This is a genomic window from Hydrogenophaga sp. (assembly GCF_050182545.1).
In the GTDB taxonomy this organism is placed as follows: domain Bacteria; phylum Pseudomonadota; class Gammaproteobacteria; order Burkholderiales; family Burkholderiaceae_C; genus Hydrogenophaga.
This window is the reverse complement of sequence record NZ_JBFXCD010000007.1, coordinates 144,980-165,414: the sequence shown is the minus strand read 5'-3', so window position 1 is coordinate 165,414 and position 20,435 is coordinate 144,980. Positions and strand designations below refer to the sequence as shown.

Annotated in this window: 13 protein-coding genes and 1 pseudogene; 11 read left to right on the top strand and 3 right to left on the bottom strand. The window is 68.8% G+C overall.

Annotated elements, in window-relative coordinates:
- The first annotated feature begins 25 nt into the window (after positions 1-25).
- The 4 genes and pseudogenes from AB7P10_RS10100 to rhtB all read left to right on the top strand — a co-directional run bounded on the left by AB7P10_RS10100 (position 26) and on the right by rhtB (position 3,266).
- Entirely contained in the window at positions 26-946 is a 921-nt protein-coding gene (locus AB7P10_RS10100; RefSeq protein ID WP_428293713.1) for a 2-hydroxyacid dehydrogenase, read from the top strand.
- Positions 947-982: 36 nt separating this feature from the next.
- Positions 983-1,891, top strand: coding sequence for a hydroxymethylglutaryl-CoA lyase (locus AB7P10_RS10095; RefSeq protein ID WP_428293712.1), 909 nt, complete (start codon positions 983-985; stop codon positions 1,889-1,891).
- A gap of 30 nt (positions 1,892-1,921) precedes the next feature.
- Positions 1,922-2,509: pseudogene (locus AB7P10_RS10090) on the top strand (Ldh family oxidoreductase); the annotation flags it as partial.
- A 115-nt stretch (positions 2,510-2,624) separates the two neighbouring features.
- Positions 2,625-3,266: a homoserine/homoserine lactone efflux protein gene (gene rhtB / locus AB7P10_RS10085; RefSeq protein ID WP_428293711.1), complete on the top strand. Its 642-nt coding sequence runs from the start codon at positions 2,625-2,627 to the stop codon at positions 3,264-3,266.
- A 7-nt stretch (positions 3,267-3,273) separates the two neighbouring features.
- Here the strand turns inward: rhtB and AB7P10_RS10080 are convergent, their stop codons facing one another.
- Positions 3,274-5,154 (bottom strand): hypothetical protein, encoded by a 1,881-nt coding sequence (locus AB7P10_RS10080; RefSeq protein WP_428293710.1) that lies wholly within the window; start codon positions 5,152-5,154, stop codon positions 3,274-3,276.
- A gap of 164 nt (positions 5,155-5,318) precedes the next feature.
- On the opposite strand from AB7P10_RS10080, the gene AB7P10_RS10075 reads away from it, so the two are divergent.
- Genes AB7P10_RS10075 through AB7P10_RS10065 form a run of 3 tightly spaced genes read left to right on the top strand, consistent with a single transcriptional unit; the run spans position 5,319 to position 6,726 of the window.
- On the top strand, positions 5,319-5,834 hold the full coding sequence (locus tag AB7P10_RS10075) for a YbaK/EbsC family protein (protein WP_428293709.1): 516 nt from the start codon (positions 5,319-5,321) through the stop codon (positions 5,832-5,834).
- Positions 5,831-6,058, top strand: a complete 228-nt coding sequence (locus AB7P10_RS10070) for a DUF1289 domain-containing protein (protein WP_428293708.1) — start codon at positions 5,831-5,833, stop codon at positions 6,056-6,058. Before AB7P10_RS10075 ends, AB7P10_RS10070 begins: the two co-directional genes overlap by 4 nt.
- Entirely contained in the window at positions 6,055-6,726 is a 672-nt protein-coding gene (locus AB7P10_RS10065; RefSeq protein WP_428293707.1) for a 2-hydroxychromene-2-carboxylate isomerase, read from the top strand. The genes AB7P10_RS10070 and AB7P10_RS10065 overlap by 4 nt, the downstream gene beginning before the upstream one ends.
- A 22-nt stretch (positions 6,727-6,748) precedes the next feature.
- Here the strand turns inward: AB7P10_RS10065 and AB7P10_RS10060 are convergent, their stop codons facing one another.
- Positions 6,749-7,828 carry a substrate-binding domain-containing protein gene (locus AB7P10_RS10060; RefSeq protein ID WP_428293706.1) on the bottom strand — a complete coding sequence of 360 codons (1,080 nt, stop codon included), beginning with the start codon at positions 7,826-7,828 and terminating at the stop codon, positions 6,749-6,751.
- Positions 7,829-7,933: 105 nt separating this feature from the next.
- Between AB7P10_RS10060 and AB7P10_RS10055 the strand changes: the two genes are divergently transcribed.
- From AB7P10_RS10055 to AB7P10_RS10045, 3 genes are all read left to right on the top strand, one after another.
- Positions 7,934-9,652, top strand: a complete 1,719-nt coding sequence (locus AB7P10_RS10055) for an NADH-ubiquinone oxidoreductase-F iron-sulfur binding region domain-containing protein (protein WP_428293705.1) — start codon at positions 7,934-7,936, stop codon at positions 9,650-9,652.
- Positions 9,649-12,540 (top strand): molybdopterin-dependent oxidoreductase, encoded by a 2,892-nt coding sequence (locus tag AB7P10_RS10050; RefSeq protein ID WP_428293704.1) that lies wholly within the window; start codon positions 9,649-9,651, stop codon positions 12,538-12,540. Before AB7P10_RS10055 ends, AB7P10_RS10050 begins: the two co-directional genes overlap by 4 nt.
- Positions 12,541-12,629: 89 nt before the next feature.
- The gene (locus tag AB7P10_RS10045; RefSeq protein ID WP_428293703.1) at positions 12,630-13,067 is read left to right on the top strand and encodes a universal stress protein; all 438 of its coding nucleotides are present in this window, start codon (positions 12,630-12,632) and stop codon (positions 13,065-13,067) included.
- Positions 13,068-13,078: 11 nt separating this feature from the next.
- Here AB7P10_RS10045 and AB7P10_RS10040 read toward each other — a convergent pair whose 3' ends face one another.
- A complete protein-coding gene (locus AB7P10_RS10040; RefSeq protein ID WP_428293702.1) occupies positions 13,079-14,206 on the bottom strand; it encodes an ABC transporter substrate-binding protein in 1,128 nt (375 codons plus the stop codon).
- Between the two features lie 132 nt (positions 14,207-14,338).
- Between AB7P10_RS10040 and uvrA the strand changes: the two genes are divergently transcribed.
- Entirely contained in the window at positions 14,339-20,386 is a 6,048-nt protein-coding gene (gene uvrA, locus AB7P10_RS10035) for an excinuclease ABC subunit UvrA (RefSeq protein WP_428293701.1), read from the top strand.
- The last annotated feature ends 49 nt before the right edge of the window (positions 20,387-20,435 follow it).

Genomic DNA, 20,435 nt, shown 5'->3' with positions numbered 1-20,435 from the left:
GACGGCCACCGGATAAGCTCAGCGCATGAACATCACCTTCTGCTGCACCGACACCAAGGCCGAACCCTGGCTCGCGGGCCTGCGCGCGGCGCTGCCGCAGGCCACCGTGACCGAATGGCAACCCGGCGCGCCACCGGCCGACCACGCCGTGGTCTGGGCGCCACCGCAACGGTTTCTGGACGAACAGCAAGGCCTCAAGGCAATGTTCAACATCGGCGCCGGCGTCGATGCCCTGCTCAAGCTCAGGTTGCCGCCATCGCTCAAGGTGGTGCGGCTCGACGACGCCGGCATGTCGGTGCAGATGGCCGAGTACGTGTGTCATGCGGCGATCCGCCACTTCCGCGAGTTCGGTGGCTACGAGGCCGATGTGGCGCAAGGCCGCTGGTCGTACCGCAAGCCGCGCGCGCGCACCGACTTTCCGGTCGGTGTCATGGGCCTGGGCGTGCTCGGCCAGCGTGTGGCCGGCGCGCTGCGCCAGTTCGACTTTCCCGTGCGCGGCTGGAGCCGCTCGGCCAAGGCCGTCGACGGCGTGGCCTGCTATGCCGGTCCGGCGACCTTTCACGATTTCCTCTCGTCGTGCCGGGTGCTGGTCAACCTGCTGCCGCTCACGCCCGAGACGCAGGACATCCTGAACCGCGACACGCTCTCGCGCCTGCGCCCCGGCGCCTACCTGATCAATGTCGCGCGCGGCGCGCACCTGGTGGACGACGACCTGCTCGCCCTGCTCGATGGCGGCCACCTGGCCGGTGCCACGCTCGACGTGTTCCGCACCGAACCGCTGCCCGCCGGGCACGCGTTCTGGAAACACCCGAAAATCACCGTCACGCCCCACACCTCGGCGCGCACGCTGCGCGACGAGAGCATCGCCCAGATTGCCGGCAAGATCCTCGCGCTGGAACGCGGCGAACCGATTGCCGGGCTGGTCGATCCGGCCCGTGGGTACTGACCCCGACACCACCGACCCCGACACCAGAGACACGCCATGAAACTGCCCTACCTTGTCCAACTGGTCGACGTTGGTCCGCGCGACGGACTGCAGAACGAGAAGCAGCCGGTGCCCGCGGCCACCAAGATCGAACTGGTGCACCGCCTGCAGGCGGCCGGCCTGAAAGAGATCGAGGTCACCAGCTACGTCAGCCCGAAGTGGGTGCCGCAGATGGCCGACAACCACGACGTCATGAGCGGTCTCGCGCGCGCGGACGGGGTGCGCTACTCGGTGCTCACGCCCAACCTCAAGGGCTACGAGGCCGCCGTGGCCGACAAGCCCGACGAGATCGTGGTGTTCGGCGCCGCCAGCGAGGCTTTCAGCCAGAAGAACATCAATTGCTCGATCGCCGAGAGCATCGAGCGCTTCGCGCCGGTGGTGCAGGCGGCACTCGCGGCGGGCATCGCGGTGCGCGGCGCCATGAGCTGCACCGTGGGCTGTCCGTATGAAGGCGACATCTCGCCCGAGCGGGTGGGCTACCTGGCGGGCCTCATGAAGGGTATCGGCGTGCAGCGCGTGGACGTGGCCGACACCATCGGCGTGGGCACGCCGCGCAAGGTGCAGGCGGCGATGGAGGCCACGCTGAAGCACTTCGACATCGACCATGTCTCGGGCCACTTCCACGACACCTACGGCCAGGCCTTGTCCAACACCCTGGCCGCGCTCGAGATGGGCGTCTGGAATTTCCAGTCGTCGGTGGCGGGCCTGGGTGGCTGCCCCTACGCCAAGGGCGCGACCGGCAACGTGGCCACCGAGGACGTGGTCTACCTGCTGCACGGCATGGGCATCGACACCGGCATCGATCTGGACGCGCTGGTGGACACGGGCGCCTGGATCAGCGAGCAGCTCGGCCGGCCCACCGGCTCGCGCGTGGCGCGCGCGCTGCTGGCCAAACGCGCCGGCTGAGCCACTCACTGGCCCTGATGCCGCGCCGACGGTGCTGCGGCCCAGCACCTGCTGCCGGTGGCCGAGGCGGGGCTGGTCGGACTGGCGCTGGGCAATGCACCGGCCTCCATGCCCGCCTGGGGTGGCATGCGCCCGCTGTTCGGCACCAACCTGATCGCGGCCGCCTTCCCGCGGCAGGGGCGCGCCATCCCGCTGGGCTGGGCGCTGGACGCCGACGGCCAGTCCACCACCGATCCCAAGGCCGGCCTCGCCGGTTCCATGGTGCCGGCAGGTGGCGTGAAAGGGACCCTGCTGTCCATGGTGATCGATCTGCTGGTCGCCACCCTGACCGGTTCGCACTTCGGCTTCGAGGCCGATTCCCTGCTCGACGACGATGGCCGTCCGCCGCGCGTGGGCCAGGTCTTCCTGCTCATCGACCCGGATGCGCTGGCCGGGCGCGAGACGTATTTCGCGCGCATCGAGAGCCTGGTCGAGGTCATGCTGCAGGACGACAACGTGCGCCTGCCGGGCGCACAGCGCCCCACCCGCCAGCAGGCGGCGCAACGCGAGGGGCTGGACATTCCCGACGGCCTCTGGCAGCGGCTGCGGCCGCTCGCGGACCAGGCGCCCGCGGCCTGAGCGCCGGTTCGCGTGTGCGCAAGTGCGCGGCCGCAGGGGCATCGCAGGGGCGGCCGGCGCGCACCCGGGCGCGATGGCATCATGTCGGGCTGTCTTGCTGACCCCTCCCTGTTCCATGGATCTCCACGTCTGGTTTGCCTATTTCGCCGCCTCCTGGGCCATTGCGCTTTCGCCGGGATCGGGCGCCGTGCTGTCGATGACCCACGGCCTGGCGCACGGCGTGAAGAAGACCAGCGCCACCATTGCCGGCCTGCAGCTGGGACTGTCGGTGATCCTGCTGGTGGCCGGCGTGGGGGTGGGCGCCTTGTTGCTGGCATCGGCCACCGCGTTCACGGTCGTCAAGTTCGCGGGCGCGGGCTATCTGATCTGGCTCGGCCTGCGGCAATGGCGTGCGCGCGACGGCGTGATGCCGGAATCGGGCGAGGCCGCGCCGTCGCCAGGCGGCGAACCTTCCGCGCGCGAGCGCTTTGTCACCGGCTTCTTCACCAACGTGACCAACCCCAAGGGCATCGTGTTTATGGTGGCAGTGCTGCCCCAGTTCATCGACCCGCAGCGCGTGCTGTGGCTGCAGTTGCTGATCCTGCTGCTGACCACGATCGTGGTCGACCTGATCGTGATGCACGGCTACGCCTTCCTGGCTTCGCGCGCCCAGCGCTGGCTGGCCACGGCGCGTGCGCGCCGCGCGCAGAACCGTGTGTTCGGCGGCGTGCTCATGGCCATGGGCGCGAGCCTGCTGCTGGTCAAGCGCGCGGCGTGAAGCCGGATCAACCCGCTGCGGGCACGTGCAGCACGCAGCACGTCACATAGGTGTCAAACCAGTCTTCCTGGTTCATGGGCGGGAACAGGCCGCCTTTGACACCGGGTTGGCTTTGCCGGGCTTGGCGTCGCTGCCACAGGTGCACGGACACGTCGAAGGCGTAGCCGCTCTGGCTGCTGCCAGTGACGTAGAGGGCAACGGCCTGGTCGGCTCTCAGCTGTGTGCGTTTGCCGTTCACCAGAATGCCCTTGACTTGAGGCAGCCACCGGTTGTGAAAGTTGCCGGATACGTACGCCCAGTCCTCGACGCCCGCCGTGTACCCAATCTGGCCGCCCTGGCGTTTGCCCAGTTCCAGGGGTTCCAAACGCAATGCGGCAATCAATGCGTTCGGGAACCGAGCCTGCAGTTTCGCGGCCGACTCGGCTGACTTCAACCCTTGACGGAGTTCGCGGATCGAGTGCTCCGCGCGTGTCAGCAACTCGGCCGCGTTCTCTTCTTGCAGAGGCTCCTGCGAGCTTGCCAACTGTTGCAAGGTGTCCACCATGCCGAGGCAGGGGGCCATCAAGTCATGCGGCGCGTTGAGTGTCTTGGCGGGAATCATCAGGCTGTTGATTTCCGAAAGAAAGAAGCTGGCCGTGGCCGCAAACGCTTGCTGGATGGTTTCGTCCAGATCGTCTGCTGTCAGCGAATCGGTGTCCTGGGCGCTCGACTTGGGCGCGGGTTGCTTGGATTTGGCGGACTGCGACGGCCTCTGCTGCCTCTCCAGGATCGCCTTGCGGTCGATCCGGCCGCCCGGTCGCTTCTCGGGAAGGGGACCTTCTATCCATCGGGCGAGTTGCTCCATCGACCATGCCTGCAGTGCGGCGGCTTCGACCTGCTGTGCTTCGGGCAAGGGCGTGGATGTTCCCTTGCGGCGTTGGCGCGCCAGCTGTGCGCAATCGCGGGTTTGCTTGCGGGATTGCAAGTCAATCAAACCGTTGAACTCCCTCAATGCCTGCTGGCTGCCAACCGTCTTGTCGCCCAGCGAGGTGCCTGCCGCCACAGCCTCCATGGTGTCGCGCGTGGCGCGGTTGATCAGCGAGGCATACAGATCACTGGCCTGGTTCAGGCAGCCGTTGATGATCTCCGCATTTGAGAGATCGTTCGAGGTGAGGGCGATGACCACCATCTGGCAGACCGCGTCGTAGAACAGGGGTTGCGGCAGTGGGGGGCTCAATGCCTTCGCACTTTGGTCGGCTTCCTCAAGCAACTGGAACTTCTGCGCCTGGAACAGTTGCAGCATCGACTTCGCAGTCGCTTCACGTTCCTCATGACGCCTTGTGCAGATGGTCATCCAGACGTGATTCTTGAGGAGGTCGAATCTGGCGGCCGGCATTTTTTGGACCAGGGACAGGGCACTGTTCAAGAGCGGTTGCAGCTTGAGCTTGAAGAAGTTGGTATTGGGAAGCTCTGAGTTCAGGAAATTCGCACATTCGTCCCGGATGTCGCAGTCCTGCAGGGGGTCCGGGAGAAGAAGCGCCATGCGCCCGAAGTTCTGGCGCACCAACTCCAGGTTGTTGAGCGGCTCAAGACCATCGAATTGCGCCGACACGATGCCGTCGATGGCCGCCAACCGGAGTTTGCGCGTCAAAACCGGCAGACGCAGATGGGCCAGCCAAAGACTGATTCCAAACGAAAGCACGTTGGACGGAATGCGCGAGAACAATTGCGTGAATTCGTCGTTGTTGACCTGCTTTCGAAATGGATCCTTGGGTGAGCAAAGCACATCGAGCACTTTCAGCGCCTCCTTCTCTTGCGCGGAAGAGGGCGAATTCCTCAGAAGCTGCATCCAGTTCGTGAAGATCGTGTCGATGCTTTTGTCGTCTTTCAGGACCAGATAACCGTACATGTCGCGCTCCAGGAAAGGGATGTGGATGATTTCGACGAGGCGAGGCACGCTGTGGAAGGCGTGTCTGGAATTCTTGGCTCCGGGCGCATTGGATGAATGAGCCATCGCTGAAGATGTGATGACGAAGTTCTGACGCGGCGCCTCGGGCCGCTACCATCGACGCCATGAGTGACACCACCAGCATCTCCAGCCCGGCCGTACAGCGCGTGACCGATCACCTGCGTGCCCTGAACCACCCACACGCGCCCCGCATGCTCGAAGACGCCGCGCGCACCGCGCAGCAGGCTGCGGACGCGCTGGGTGTGGCGCTGGGCCAGATCGCCAAGAGCATCGTGTTCCGCCGCAAGAGCGATGGGGTGGCGGTGCTGGTGGTCACCTCGGGGGATTTGCGCGTGGACGAGAAGAAGGTGCAGGCCATCGTCTGCACCGATGGCGGCAAGCTCGGTCGTGCCGATGCCGAGTTCGTGAAAAGCGCCACCGGCTTTTCCATCGGCGGGGTGTCGCCGCTGGCGCACGCCACGCCCGTCGTCACGCTGATCGATGCCGAGTTGTTTCGCTTTGACGAGATCTGGGCCGCGGCCGGGCATCCGCACGCGGTGTTCCGCCTCACCCCGGCGCAGTTGCGGGAACTCACCGGCGCGCCGGTGCATGCAGTCACCACCGAATCGACAGAACGATGAACCCATTGCCTCCCATCACCTTGCAGGCTGCGCGCCGACGTGCCGGCCTTGCACCCGGCGTGCCTTCGCCCTGCATCTCGGTGTGCCAGATGGATGCCATCAGCGGCTTGTGCAAGGGCTGCTACCGCACCCTGGACGAAATCCGGCTCTGGAGCCAGTCGGGCGATGCAGCCAAGCTGCTCGTCTGGCAGCAGATCGAGGCGCGTCAGGCGCACGGATCATGAGAGATATCACCTTCTTCTACGACCCGATCTCGCCCTACGCGCACCTCGCGTTCGAGCGCCTGCCCGAGACCCTCATGGGCCACAGCGTGGCGGTGCGCTACAAACCGGTGCTGTTCGCCGCGTTGCTCAAGGCGAACGGCCAGCTCGGTCCAGCCGAGATCCCCGCCAAGCGCGCCTGGACCTACCGCCAGGTCGCCTGGCTGGCGCACCACCACGGGGTGGCGCTGGACCTGCCCGCCGCCCACCCCTTCAACCCCTTGCCGCTGCTGCGTCTGGGCCTGGCCTGTGCCCTGGAGGACGCCCCCGGCGAGACCAACCGCTACGTCACCGAACAGCTGTTCCACCATGTCTGGCGCGGGGGTCTCGATGCCACCGACCCCGCGCGGCTGGCGGCACTGCAGGCGCGGATGCAGGACCACATGGTGCAGCGCGAAAAGCCCTGGCATGCCCCCGACAGCGAGGTGGTGAAGCAGCGCCTGCGCGCCAACACCGACGAAGCGCTCGCGCTCGGTCTGTTCGGCGTGCCGGCCATGGTGGTGGATGGGCGCGTGTTCTGGGGCTTCGACGCGCTGCCCATGCTGCGCGCCTACCTCGACGGCGATGCCTGGTTCCAGGGCGGCGCCTGGGAGGCCGCGGCCAGCACGCCGGAGGGCGTGAAGCGGCGCTGACGGGCCGTGGCAGTCGTGGGCCTCAGTCGGGAAAGGCCTCGCCCAGGGCCAGCACCTGTCCCGTGTTCGCTGCCTCGTAGCCCCTGAGTGCGGCCACGCGCGCGCGAAACGCCGGCGAGCGCAGCACGCCCAGCACCGGGCGCAGCTCGGCGCGGTCCAGCGCGTCGGCCGGCATGGCGAAAAAATAGCGCTCCTTGAGCAGCGGAATGAAGTGCAGCCCGAAGCGTTGCGCCGCCGTCTGCACGCCGATGCCCACGTCGGCCATGCCACTGGCCACGTAGGCGGCGACGGCGGCGTGGGTCAGCTCGGTGTTGTCGTAGCCGGCGACCGCGCGTGGCGCGATGCCTTCGCGCTGCAGCAGCAGGTCCGTCAGCACCCGCGTGCCCGAGCCTTCCGGCCGGTTGACGAAGCGCAGCCCCGGCCGCGCGAGATCGCCCAGGCCATGCAGGCCGAGCGGGTTGCCGGGCGCGACGAACAGACCCTGGCTGCGCACCGCCAGGTGCACCAGCAGGTGCTGCTCGTGCTTGAGCCAGGGCAGGTAGCGCTGTACGGCGGCGGCCTCGAATTCGCCCAGCGGCACATGGAAGCCCGCCAGCTCGCAGTCGCCCTGCGCGAGCGCCGCCACGGCCTCCAGGCTGCTGCGGTAACGCAGCTCCACCGGCACCTGGCGCGCCGCGAGCTGCTCGCGCAGCGCCGCCACCGCAAAGCCATGGCTCGCATGCAGGCGCGGCACCGCGCGCTGGCGGCGCTGCACGCGCCCGAGCTCGCCTTCGAGTTCCGAGGCCAGCGACTCCAGCAGCGGTTGCAGGCGCGCGCCGATGCGCGCGTCGGCCCAGATGAGCTTCACGCCAAGCTCGGTCAGCGCCGAACCCCGGCCGCGCCCGCGCACCAGCAGGGCCTGCCCGAACAGCGTTTCGGCCTGCTGCAGCAATCCCCAGGCGTGGCGGTACGACAGGCCGACCTCGCGCCCCGCCTGCGCGATGCTGCCCGAGCCCTGCACCGCCGCCAGCAGGCCGAGCAGGGTGCTGGCGTCGAGCGCGGCCGCGCCATCGCGGTCGTCCTGGCCGATGCGCCAGTGGGGTTGCAGGGTGATGCGCAGCATGTCGAGTGGTGTGACTTTATGAAGTGAAGAACATATTAAGCCGGCGTGAGGGTGCTACGCTGAAAACCACACACCAGAGCGGTCCGCGAGACCGGCCAACGCCCCATGAAACCCACCGTGATTCCCATCCGTTCGCTGGACACCCCGGGCCGTGGCCGCCCGCGCCACACGCCCAAGGGGCGCCAGGTGGCGCCCGAGGCACGCGGGCGCGTCGCCGCGTTGTGCGCAGGCCTTGAGCCCCGCGCCGACCTGCTGATCGAGCACCTGCACCGCCTGCAGGACGCCGAAGGCGGGCTGCGCCACGGCCATCTGGCGGCGCTGGCCGAGCGCCTGCGCCTGAGCCAGGTCGAGGTGTTCGAGGTGGCGAGCTTCTACCACCACTTCGAGATCGTGGACGACGCGGCGCCACTGCCGGCCACCGTGGTGCGCGTGTGCACCAGCCTTTCGTGCGCCATGGCGGGCAGTGAGGCGCTGCTGGCCGATCTGCAGGCGGCGCTGGCGGGCGACGCCTCGGTGCGCGTGCAGGCCGCCCCCTGTGTGGGTCAGTGCCATGGGGCACCCGCGGCCTGCGTTGGTCAGCGGCAGTTGCCCGCGGCCAGCGTGACCGCGGTGCGGGACCTGCTGGCGCGCGGCGAGACCGGGCCGCGCGCCTTGCCCGCGCCCGACCGGTCCGACCTGCCGCAGCTGCGCCGCCTGCTCTCGGGCGCGCTCACGGCCGACCAGGTGCTGGCCGAGCTCAAGGCCTCGAACCTGCGGGGCCTGGGCGGTGCAGGGTTTCCAGCCTGGCGCAAGTGGGACACCGTGCGCGCGCAGCCTGGCCCACGCCACATGGTGGTCAACATCGACGAAGGCGAGGTCGGCACCTTCAAGGACGGGCAGCTGCTCACCAGCACCCAGGCCGGCACACCGCAGATGCTCGAAGGGATGCTGATTGCCGCCCATGTGGTGGGCGCCGAGCGCGTGTGGATCTACCTGCGCGACGAGTACCACGACCTGCGCACCCTGCTCACGCGCGAACTGACCGTGCTGGAGGCCACACTGCGCGCGCTCACCGTGCGCTACCCCGACTACGCGCCGCCGCACATCGAACTGCGGCGCGGGGCCGGTGCCTACATCTGCGGCGAAGAATCGGCGCTGATCGAATCGGTGGAGGGCAAACGCGGGTTGCCGCGCCTGAAGCCGCCCATCGTCGCGCTCAATGGTGTGTTCGGCCGGCCCACGCTGGCGCACAACCCCGAGACCCTCTGGTGGGTGCCCACCCTGCTGGACAAAGGTGGCGCCTGGCTCGCCGGCCAGGGCCGGCGTGGGCGCAGCGGCCTGCGGCGCTTCTCGGTCTCGGGCCGGGTGAAAAAGCCCGGTGTGTATCTGGCGCCCGCCGGCGTCACGCTGCGCGAGCTGGTGGACGACTTTGCCGGCGGCATGGCCGAAGGGCACACCCTCCACGCCTGGCTGCCGGGTGGCGCCTCGGGCGGCATCCTCCCTGCGTCGCTGGCCGACGTGCCGCTGGACTTCGACACCCTGGCCGAACATGGTGCCTTCGTGGGTTCCATGGCTGTGGTGGTGCTGGGCCAGAACGACACCGCGCGCGGTGCCGCGCTCAACCTCATGCGGTTCTTCGAGCACGAATCCTGCGGCCAGTGCACACCCTGCCGCGCCGGCACCACGAAAGCTGTGCAGCTGATGCAGGCGCCGGTGTGGGACGCGCCGCTGCTGGCCGAACTCTCGCAGGTGATGCGCGACGCGAGCATCTGCGGCCTGGGCCAGGCCGCACCCAATCCGGTGGACAGTGTGTTGCGCTTCTTCCCGAAGGAGGTGTCCGCATGAAGACCGACGACCTGCCAAAGGACGCGACGCCGGTGGCCTTCACGCTCAACGGCCGAGCGGTCGAGGCCGCGCCCGGCGAGACCTTGCTGAAGGCGGCGCAGCGCGCGGGCGTGGCCATTCCGCACCTGTGCCACAAGGACGGCTTGCGCAGCCCCGGCAACTGCCGCGCCTGCGTGGTCGAGATCGAGGGTGAGCGGGTGCTGGCGCCCTCGTGCTGCCGCGCGCCCGCGCCGGGCATGGTGGTGCACAGTGACAATCCGCGCGCGGTCGCGGCGCAGAAAACCGTGCTGGAGCTGCTGCTGTCGGATGCACCGGACACCACCGCGCTCAAATTCGACAGCGAGCTGGCGCACTGGGCGCAGGCCTCGGGTGCGCGTGCTTCCCGCTTCCCGTTGCGACAAGGCGCACGACCCGCCGCCGGGCCGCCCCAAGGCGGGGCAGCCCCCTCGGGGGGCACCGATCTGTCCCACCCGGCCATGGCGGTGAACCTGGACGCCTGCATCCAGTGCACGCGCTGCATCCGCGCCTGCCGTGAGACGCAGGGCAACGACGTGCTCGGCCTGGCGTTTCGCGGCGGCCACGCGCAGATCGTGTTCGACCAGAACGACCTCCTGGGCGCGAGCACCTGCGTGGCCTGCGGCGAATGCGTGCAGGCCTGCCCCACGGGCGCCATCGCGCCCGCCAATGGCGCCTATGCGAAGCCTTCGCAGCGGCAGGTGGACTCGGTATGCCCCTTCTGCGGCGTGGGCTGCCAGCTCACCTACCACGTCACGGATGAAAAGATCGAGCACGTCGAGGGCATCGCGGGTCCGGCCAATGAGGGCCGGCTGTGTGTCAAGGGCCGTTTCGGTTTCGATTACGCGCACAGCCCGGAGCGCCTCACGCGCCCGCTGATCCGCCGCGCCGGCGTGCCGAAAGACCCGCAGGGCGAACTGCGTCGCCTCACACCCGAACAGGTGCGCGAGCGCTTCCGCGAAGCCAGCTGGGATGAAGCACTCGACGTGGCCGCGGAAGGTTTTCGCCGCGCGCTCGCCGCCACGCCCGAGCGCGGCCGCCGCAGCCCGGTGGCCGGCTTCGGCTCGGCCAAGGGCACGAACGAAGAGGCCTACCTGTTCCAGAAGCTGGTCCGCACCGCGTTCGCCACGCACAACGTGGACCACTGCACCCGCCTGTGCCACGCCTCCAGCGTGGCCGCGCTCATGGAGGGCCTGGGCTCGGCCGTGGTCACCAACCCGCTGCGCGACGTGCAGCACGCCGACTTCGTGCTGCTGATCGGCGCCAACCCGGCGCAGAACCATCCGGTGGGCGCGACCTGGATCAAGAACGCGGTGCGCAACAACGGCATGAAGCTGGTGCTGGCCGATCCGCGCCGCACCGAGCTCGCGCGGCACAGCTGGAAGCACCTGGGCTTCAAATCCGGCACCGATGTGGCCCTGCTCAATGCGCTGCTGCACACCATCGTGTTCGAGGGCCTCACCGATCCCGCCTACATCGAAGCCCATACCCTGGACTATGCGCAACTGAAAGCGCATCTGGCCGACTTCGCGCCCGAGGCCATGGCCCCGGTCTGCGGCATCGACGCGGGCACGCTGCGCGAGGTCGCGCGCGCCTACGCCACGGCAAGGAACGCCATGATTCTCTGGGGCATGGGCATCAGCCAGCACACACACGGCACCGACAACGCGCGCTGCCTGATCGCGCTCTCGCTCATCACCGGGCAGATCGGCCGGCCAGGCACCGGCCTGCACCCGCTGCGCGGGCAGAACAACGTGCAGGGCGCGAGCGATGCGGGCCTGATTCCCATGGTGCTGCCCGACTACCAGCGCGTGGCCGACGCGCCGGCGCGTGAGAAGGCCGAGCGCCTGTGGGGCCTGCCCGCCGGCACGCTGGGCAGCGAACCCGGCCTGACGGTGGTGGAGATCATCGACGCCGCGCACCGCGGTGACATTCGCGCCATGCTGATCCAGGGCGAGAACCCGGCCATGAGCGACCCCGACGCGACCCATGCCCGCGAAGCCCTTGCCGGCCTGCACCATCTGGTGGTGCAGGACATCTTCCTGACCGAAACCGCGAGTCTGGCCGATGTGGTGCTGCCCGCCACCGCCTGGCCCGAAAAGACCGGCAGCGTGACCAACACCGACCGCTGCGTGCAGCTCGGCCGCAAGGCCGTGGCCGCACCGGGTGAGGCGCGCGCCGATGCGTGGATCACCGAACAGCTCGCGCGCCGCCTGGGGCTGGGCTGGGCGTATGGCGTGGCCGCCGACGGCAGCGCGGGCGACGATGCGCGGCAGGGCATCGGCGCGGTGTTCGAGGAAATGCGCGCGCTCATGCCCAGCATCGCCGGCCTGTCGTGGGCGCGCCTGCGCCGCGAAGGCGCAGTGACCTACCCGGTGGGCCGCGAGGACGAGCCCGGGCAGGCGGTGGTGTTCGTCGATGGCTTTCCCACCGCCAGCGGTCGCGCCACGCTGGTGCGCGCCGCGCTCACGCCACCGGACGAACAGCCCGATGCCGGCTTCCCGCTGGTTCTGATCACGGGCCGGCAGCTTGAGCACTGGCACACGGGCAGCATGACGCGGCGCAGTGGCGTGCTCGACGCGCTCGAGCCGGGCCCCGTGGTGAGCCTGCACCCCGAGACGGCAGCGCGCCTGGGTCTGGAGGCTGGGGCGCTGGCGCAGGTGCGTTCTCGCCGGGGCGAAGTGGCGTTGCCGGTGCGGCTGGACGATGGCATGCCGCGCGAGACGGCTTTCATCCCATTCGCCTATGCCGAGGCGGCGGCCAACCTGCTGACCAACCCGGCCCTGGATCCGGTGGGCAAGATCGCCGAATTGAAGTACTGTGCGGTGGACGTGCGGCCCCTGCAGGCCGCGCGCGCAACGGCCCGGCATTGACCTGCCTCAAGCCCGCAGGCAAGCCGGACACCTACGATGGACCCAGTCCCCGCCGGGGCGGGTTCATCTCACACCACAGGAGAGTTGCCATGTTCAAGAAAATCCTGGTTCCCACCGACGGTTCCACGCTCGCGGCCCAGGCCACCACCGCGGCGGTACAGCTCGCCAAGCGCCTGAACGCGCAGATCGTCGGCGTCAACGTGATCGACCCGTTCCCCTACATCGGCATCGGTGACGCCTCGGCCATCGGCCTGCAGGCCTACCTGACCGAAGCCAAGGGTGCGGCCACCCAGGCGCTGGACGCCCTGCGCCTGGCCTGCAAGGCCGAAGGGGTGGAGTGCGTGGGCGACACCATCGAACGCAACGTGGTCTACGAAGGCATCATCGAAACGGCCGAGGCCGAGGGCTGCGACCTGATCGTCATGGGCTCGCACGGCCACCGTGGCGTGAAGGCGCTGATTCTCGGCAGCGTGGCGCAGAAGGTGCTGACGCACGCGAAGACGCCGGTGCTGATCGTGAAGGGATAGCAGGCGGGCGCCTACCTTCTGAACTTCCCGCTCGCGTCCACGATGGACAGGTCGGCGAAATCCAGCCCCGTGTGGTTGGTCGGGCTGTAGCTCACCGACAGCCCGCCCAGGTCGTAGTTGCGCATGCCTTCCAGCGCGTCACGCAGCGCGGCCGGGGTGGGTTTGGGCCCGGCGCGGCGCAGGCCCTCGGCCACCACCTTGGCGGCCGCGAAGCCCTCCATCATCGCCGGCGACACACCCGGCATGCCCTTGGCCTTGGCGAGGTCCTGCGCTTCCTTGATCAGGCCGTAGGCCACCGAGCGCTCGTTGGGAAACACCTGCGTGACGATCACGCCGCGCGCATGTTCGCCCAGCAGCTTGATGAAGCCCTCCGAGGCGTTGTTCGACAGCGTGACCGCCTGCGCCCGCGAGCCCGCGGCACGGATCGCCTTGACCGCGTTGGCGGTGTTGCCGGCCGAGCCGATCACCATCACCGCCTGCGCGTTGCTGGTGTGCACGCCCTTGGCCAGTTCGGTGAACACCGGCTTGTCGCGCGGAAATTTCTCGAGCAGCACCGGCTGGAGCCTGGCCTCTGCAAACCCCTTGAGCGCGCCCTCGGCACCGTCGGCGCCGAAGGTATCGTCGGTCGTCAACACGGCGATGCGGGTGATGCCGATGCTGGCCAGGTGTTCGATCGCCTTGGCCGCCTCGCGCTGGTAGGTGGCGCGCACGTTGAACACCCAGGGGTTGACCGGCTCGTGCAGCACCATGGCGCCCGTGCTCGGTCCCACCAGCGGCACCTTGTGCTCGGCCAGCAGCGGCAGCAGCGCCTGCGAGTGTGGCGTGCCGCGGTTCAGGAACAGCGCCAGCACGCCCTGTCTGGTGATCAGCTCGCGCGCGACTTCCACGGTGACCTTGGGATCGAACTTGTCGTCCACCGAGATCAGCTCGATCTTCTGGCCATTGATGCCGCCGCGCGCATTGACGGCGTCGAAATACAGCTTGGCACCATCGGTGTTTTCCTTGACGCCGGCCGCCACCGAGCCCGTGAAGCCCGAGGGCTGGCCGATGCGCAGCTGGGCCAACGCGGGGGCAGCGAGCAGCAGGCCACACAGGCCGAGGGTTGCGAGGATCTGCTTGCGCATATGGACGTTGTTCATAGGTGTGTGTCTCCGGGTGTGGGCCGAGTCTATGGACAGCGCGCGGACCGGAAATTGTGGATATGACGTACGCGCCGGTGGCTTTGTCACACGGCTCCGTAGAATCTTTGCGTCCCCCTCTGGAGCCCCTGCATGTCCGATGCCTTTCCGCCCGCCGAGCTGTCCGCGGCCGCCATTTCAATTGCGTCCGATGCCGATGTGCTTGATGGACCGACGGAAGGCGGTTCCGGGCTGATCCGCATCCGCGGGGCGCGCCAGCACAACCTGAAAAACCTCGATCTGGACATCCGCACCGGCGAACTCACCGTGGTCACCGGGCCCAGCGGCTCGGGCAAATCCAGCCTGGTGTTCGACACCCTGTTCGCCGAAGGCCAGCGCCGCTACGTGGAGACCTTCAGCGCCTACGCGCGCCAGTTCCTCGACCGCATGGACAAGCCCGCCGTGGACCGGGTGGAGGGCGTGCCGCCGGCCATTGCGATCGACCAGACCAACCCGGTGCGCAGCTCACGTTCCACGGTGGGCACCATGACCGAACTGAACGACCACCTGAAGCTGCTGTTCGCGCGCGGTGCCGAGCTGTACGACCGTGAGACGGCGATGCTGGTGCGGCACGACTCGCCCGAGTCGATCTACCTGGAGCTGCAGCAACGGGCGCGGGAGCAGGGCGATCCCCGTCTGGTCGTGACCTTTCCGGTGGAACTGCCCGCGAGCACCACACCCGAGGAGATCGAACAATGGCTCTCCGCCAGTGGCTACACGCGGGTGCAGGCCGAGCGCGTGGTGCAGCGCGCGGCGCCCTCGGGAGAAGACAAGGCGAAGGGCAAAGGCAAGACCAAGGCCGCGCCCATGGAATCCATCAAGGTGCTCGACGTCGTGGCCGACCGTTTCCGCATCGGCAGCGCCGAGCCCGCGCGCGTGATGGAGGCGATCGAGGTCGGCCTCAAGCGCGGCGGCGGCAAGCTCATGGTCCATGCCCTGAAATCGGAATCTGACCCCCAATCGGGTGGCGCCGGATCGGTGGAGGCCGAGGTGTGGCGCTTTTCGACGGGGCTGCATTGCCCTGAGAGCGATATCCGCTACAGCGAGCCCACGCCGTCGATGTTTTCGTTCAACTCGGCGGTGGGGGCCTGCGAGGCTTGCCGGGGTTTTGGCCGTGTCATTGGCGTGGACTACGGGCTGGTCATTCCCAACGACAAGCTCACGCTGCGCGCGGGTGCGATCAAGGTGTTCCAGACGCCGGCCTGGAAGGAGTGCCAGGACGACCTGATGCGCCACGCCGAGGCCGCCGGCATCCCTCGCGACACGCCCTGGGCCAAGCTGACCGACGAGCAGCGGCACTGGGTGAAGAGCGGCTCGCCGCAGTGGAACGGCAAGTGGAACCAGCACTGGTATGGCGTGGACCGCTTCTTCGAATACCTGGAGAGCAAGGCCTACAAGATGCACATCCGCGTGCTCTTGTCGAAGTACCGCAGTTACACCGAGTGCCCCACCTGCCACGGTGCGCGGCTCAAGACCGACAGCCTGTTGTGGCGCCTCGGCACGAGGGCGCAGGCCGACGCGGTGCTGCCGCCGTCGCAGCGCTACATGCCGCAGGGCGTGAAGTGGCAGCGCGCGCAACTCGAAGCGCTGCCCGGTTTGTGCCTGCACGACCTGATGCTGATGCCGCTGGACAGGTTGCGGGTGTTTTTTGCCTCCCTCGCGCCTGCTGTCGCACAAGCCCCCATCCCCGCCTTCCCCCCGGGAGGGAAGGAGGTCCATGCGGGCCAGGCGCAGGCCCTCAAGCTCCTGCTTGACGAGATCAACACCCGCATCCGCTACCTCTGCGAGGTCGGCATCGGTTACCTCACGCTGGACCGCCAGAGCCGCACGCTCAGCGGCGGCGAGGTGCAGCGCATCAACCTCACCACGGCGCTCGGCACCTCGCTGGTGAACACCTTGTTCGTGCTCGACGAGCCCAGCATCGGCCTGCACCCGCGCGACATGGCGCGCATCAACGACGCCATGCTGCGCCTGCGCGACGCCGGCAACACGCTGGTGGTGGTGGAGCACGACCCGGCCGTGATGCTTGCGGCCGACCGCCTGATCGACATGGGCCCCGGCCCGGGTGAGCGCGGCGGGCAGATCGTGTTCGACGGCACGCCCGAGGCGATCCGTTCGGCCGACACGCTCACCGGCGCCTACCTCGGCTCGCGCAAGACCATCGGCATGGGCTTCAAGCGCGCGGTGACCGACAGCACGCCGCGCCTCATCCTCGAAGGCGCGCGCGAGCACAACCTGAAGGACGTGTCGGTCGAGTTCCCGCTGCAGCGCCTTGTGGTGGTCACCGGCGTGTCGGGCTCGGGCAAGTCCAGCCTGATCCAGGACGTGCTGGCGCCCGCGCTGCTGCGCCACTTCGGCAAGTCCACCGACAGCCCGGGTGCGCACGACCGCCTGCTCGGTGCCGACTTCCTGAGCGAGGTCGTGTTCGTCGACCAGTCGCCCATCGGCAAGACCGCGCGCTCCAACCCGGTGAGCTACGTCGGTGCCTGGGATGCGATCCGCGCGCTGTTCGCCGACGCCCCGCTGGCGCGCCAGCGCAGCTACACGCCGGCGAAGTTCAGCTTCAACAGCGGCGACGGGCGCTGCCCCACCTGCGGCGGCTCGGGGTTCGAGCATGTGGAGATGCAGTTCCTCAGCGACGTGTACCTGCGCTGCCCGGACTGCGACGGCAAGCGCTACCGGCCCGAGATACTGGAAGTGCGCATCGAACGCGGCGGCCGCCACCTCAACGTGGCCGACGTGCTCGACCTCACCGTGAGCGAGGCCGCGGCCCTGTTCGCGGGCGACAGAGACGTCATCCGCGTGCTGCAGCCCATCGTGGACGTGGGGCTGGAGTACGTCAAGCTCGGCCAGCCCGTGCCCACGCTCTCGGGCGGCGAGGCGCAGCGCCTCAAGCTCGCGGGTTTTCTGGCCGAGGCCTCGAAGAGCGGCAGTGCGAGCCGCCAGCCGGTGGCGCGCAAGGGCACGCTGTTCCTGTTCGACGAACCCACCACCGGCCTGCATTTCGACGACATCGCCAAGCTCATGCGCTCGCTGCGCAAGCTGCTCGACGCTGGCCACTCGCTGGTGGTGATCGAGCACAACCTGGACGTGATCCGATCGGCCGACTGGCTGATCGACCTCGGCCCCGAGGGCGGCGACGCGGGCGGGCTGATCGTGGCCGAAGGCCCGCCGGAACAGGTGCGCGAGCACGCCAGCAGCCACACGGCGAAGGCGCTGCGCGAGTACGCGCTGGCCATGGGCGAGGTGCACGCCGTCTCCGACTCCCTCCCCCGCTGGGGGAGGGCAGGGGTGCGGGCCGCGCGCGCAGAGGCGCCGAACGATCACGCGATCCGCATCGTCAACGCCAAGGAGCACAACCTCAAGAGCCTGAGTGTCAACATCCCGCGCGGCCGGTTCAACGTGATCTCGGGCGTGAGCGGTTCGGGCAAGTCCACGCTGGCTTTCGACATCCTCTTCAACGAAGGGCAGCGGCGCTACCTGGAGAGCCTCAACGCCTATGCCCGCAGCATCGTGCAGCCCGCAGGCCGCCCCGAGGTGGACGCGGTCTACGGCATCCCGCCCACGGTGGCGATCGAGCAGCGCCTCTCGCGCGGCGGTCGAAAGTCCACCGTGGGCACGACCACCGAGATCTGGCACTTCCTGCGCCTGCTCTATGTGAAGTTGGGCACGCAGCACTGCGTGCACGACGGCGCGGCCGTGATGCCGCAGAGCGCCGACAGCATCGCCGCCGCCATCCTCTCGCGCTACAAGGGCCGGCACGTCGGCCTGCTTGCGCCGCTGGTGGTCAACCGCAAGGGCGTCTACACCGAACTGGCCGACTGGGCGCGGCCGCGCGGCTACAGCCACCTGCGGGTGGACGGCGAGTTCCTGCCTACCACCGGTTTCCCGCGCATCGACCGCTTCAAGGAACACACCATCGAATTGCCCGTGGCCGACTTCGTGGTCAGCGCCGACCACGAGACCGCGCTGCGCCAGCAGCTCAACAAGGCGCTGGAGATCGGCAAGGGTGTGGTGCATGTGCTCGCGCCGCTCGATGGCCTGGCCCAGGCGCTGGCCGATGGCGCGTCCACCCGCGAGCTTGGCACGATGGAGGTGTTTTCCACCACGCGCGCCTGCCCGGTGTGCGCGACCAGCTACCCCGAACTCGACCCGCGACTGTTCTCGTACAACAGCAAACACGGCTGGTGCCCGGATTGCGTCGGCACCGGGGTGAAGCTCTCGCGCGACCAGCGCAAGGCGCTGGACGATTCGGTGCGCGACGACAAGGAGAAGGGCCGAGAGCAAAGCTTTGCCGAGCCCGAGGTGGAAGACCTGGTGGACGAGGCCTGCCCCACCTGCGAGGGCACACGCCTGAATGCGCAGGCGCGCGCGGTGAAGTTCGCGGGCGTGGGCATCACCGATGTCGCGCGCCTGTCGGTGCGCGAGGTGCGCGCCTGGGTGCGCGGGTTGATGGGCGGCGGCGAGGCTGTGGAGGATCCGGCGCCGGGCCGCCCCAGGCCGGATCAGCCCCCCAGGGGGGCAGCGACCCGCGTCAGTGGCGGAGCGTGGGGGCTCATGTCCCCTCGCGAGGCCGACATCGCGCGCGACCTGCTGCCCGAGATCGAGGGCCGCCTTGCGTTCCTTGAAGAGGTCGGGCTGAACTACCTGACGCTGGACCGCGGCGCGCCCACGCTCAGTGGCGGCGAGGCACAGCGCATCCGGCTGGCGGCGCAGCTGGGCAGCAACCTGCAGGGCGTGTGCTACGTGCTCGACGAGCCCACCATCGGTCTGCACGCGCGTGACAACGCCATCCTGCTCAACGCGCTGCACAAGCTCGGCGACCAGGGCAACACGCTGGTGGTGGTGGAGCACGACGAGGACACGATCCGCCGCGCCGACCACATCATCGACATCGGCCCCAGCGCCGGCAAACGCGGAGGCCGCGTGGTCGCGCAGGGCTCGGTGAGCGATCTCTCGGCGAATGCGGATTCGGTGACTGGGCGCTACCTGCTGCACGCGATGAAACACCCGTTGAAGGCGCGGCGCGCGGTCCTGCCTCTGCTCCCTCAGGCGGGAGCGGGTGGGGGTGAGAGCACGCCCTGGCTGCAGATCCGCGGCGCGAACCTGCACAACCTCCACGAGCTCGATGCCGCCGTACCGCTGCAGCGCCTGGTTGTCATCACCGGCGTGTCGGGCTCGGGCAAGTCCACCCTCGCGCGCGACGTGCTGCTGACCAACGTGGCTGCCGCCGTGGCCGCGCGCAACACGGCGGCCGGCAAGAAGGCATGGGACGCGGGCGAGCGACCTGCGTGGACCGGCTGCGAGAGGTTGCTGGGCAGCGAGCCCGTGGACCGTGTGCTCGAAGTCGACCAGACCCCCATCGGCAAGACGCCGCGCAGTTGCCCGGCCACCTACATCGGCTTCTGGGACACGGTGCGCAAGCTGTTCGCCGACACGCTGGAAGCGAAGGCGCGCGGCTACGGGCCGGGCCGCTTCAGCTTCAACACCGGCGAGGGCCGCTGCCCGGCCTGCGAGGGCCAGGGCATGCGCACCATCGAGATGAGTTTCCTGCCCGATGTGAAAGTGCCCTGCGAGGTCTGCCACGGCGCGCGCTTCAACCCCGAGACCCTGGCCGTCACCTGGAAGGGCAAGAGCATTGGCGATGTGCTGCAGATGGAAGTGGACGAGGCGGTCGACTTCTTCGCCTCCATGCCCAACATCGCCCATCCTTTGCAACTGCTCAAGGATGTGGGCCTGGGCTACCTCACGCTGGGCCAGCCCAGCCCCACGCTGTCCGGTGGCGAGGCGCAGCGCATCAAGCTGGTGACTGAACTGAGCAAGGTGCGCGATGACATCACGCGCCGTGGCCAGAAGGCGCCCCACACGCTCTATGTGCTCGACGAGCCCACGGTCGGCCTGCACATGGCCGACGTGGAGAAACTCATCCGCGTGCTGCACCGCCTGGTCGACGGCGGCCACAGCGTGATCGTGATCGAACACGATCTGGACGTGATGGCCGAGGCCGACTGGATCATCGACCTCGGCCCCGAAGGCGGCAGCGGTGGTGGCCAGATCGTCGCCGCCGCGCCGCCGGACGAGGTGGTGCGGCTGGGCACGCACACCGGGCGGGTGCTGGGGCCGGTGCTGGCGAGAACATGAATCCCCCCTGCGCCGCTTCGCGGCATCCCCCCAGGGGGACCACACCAGC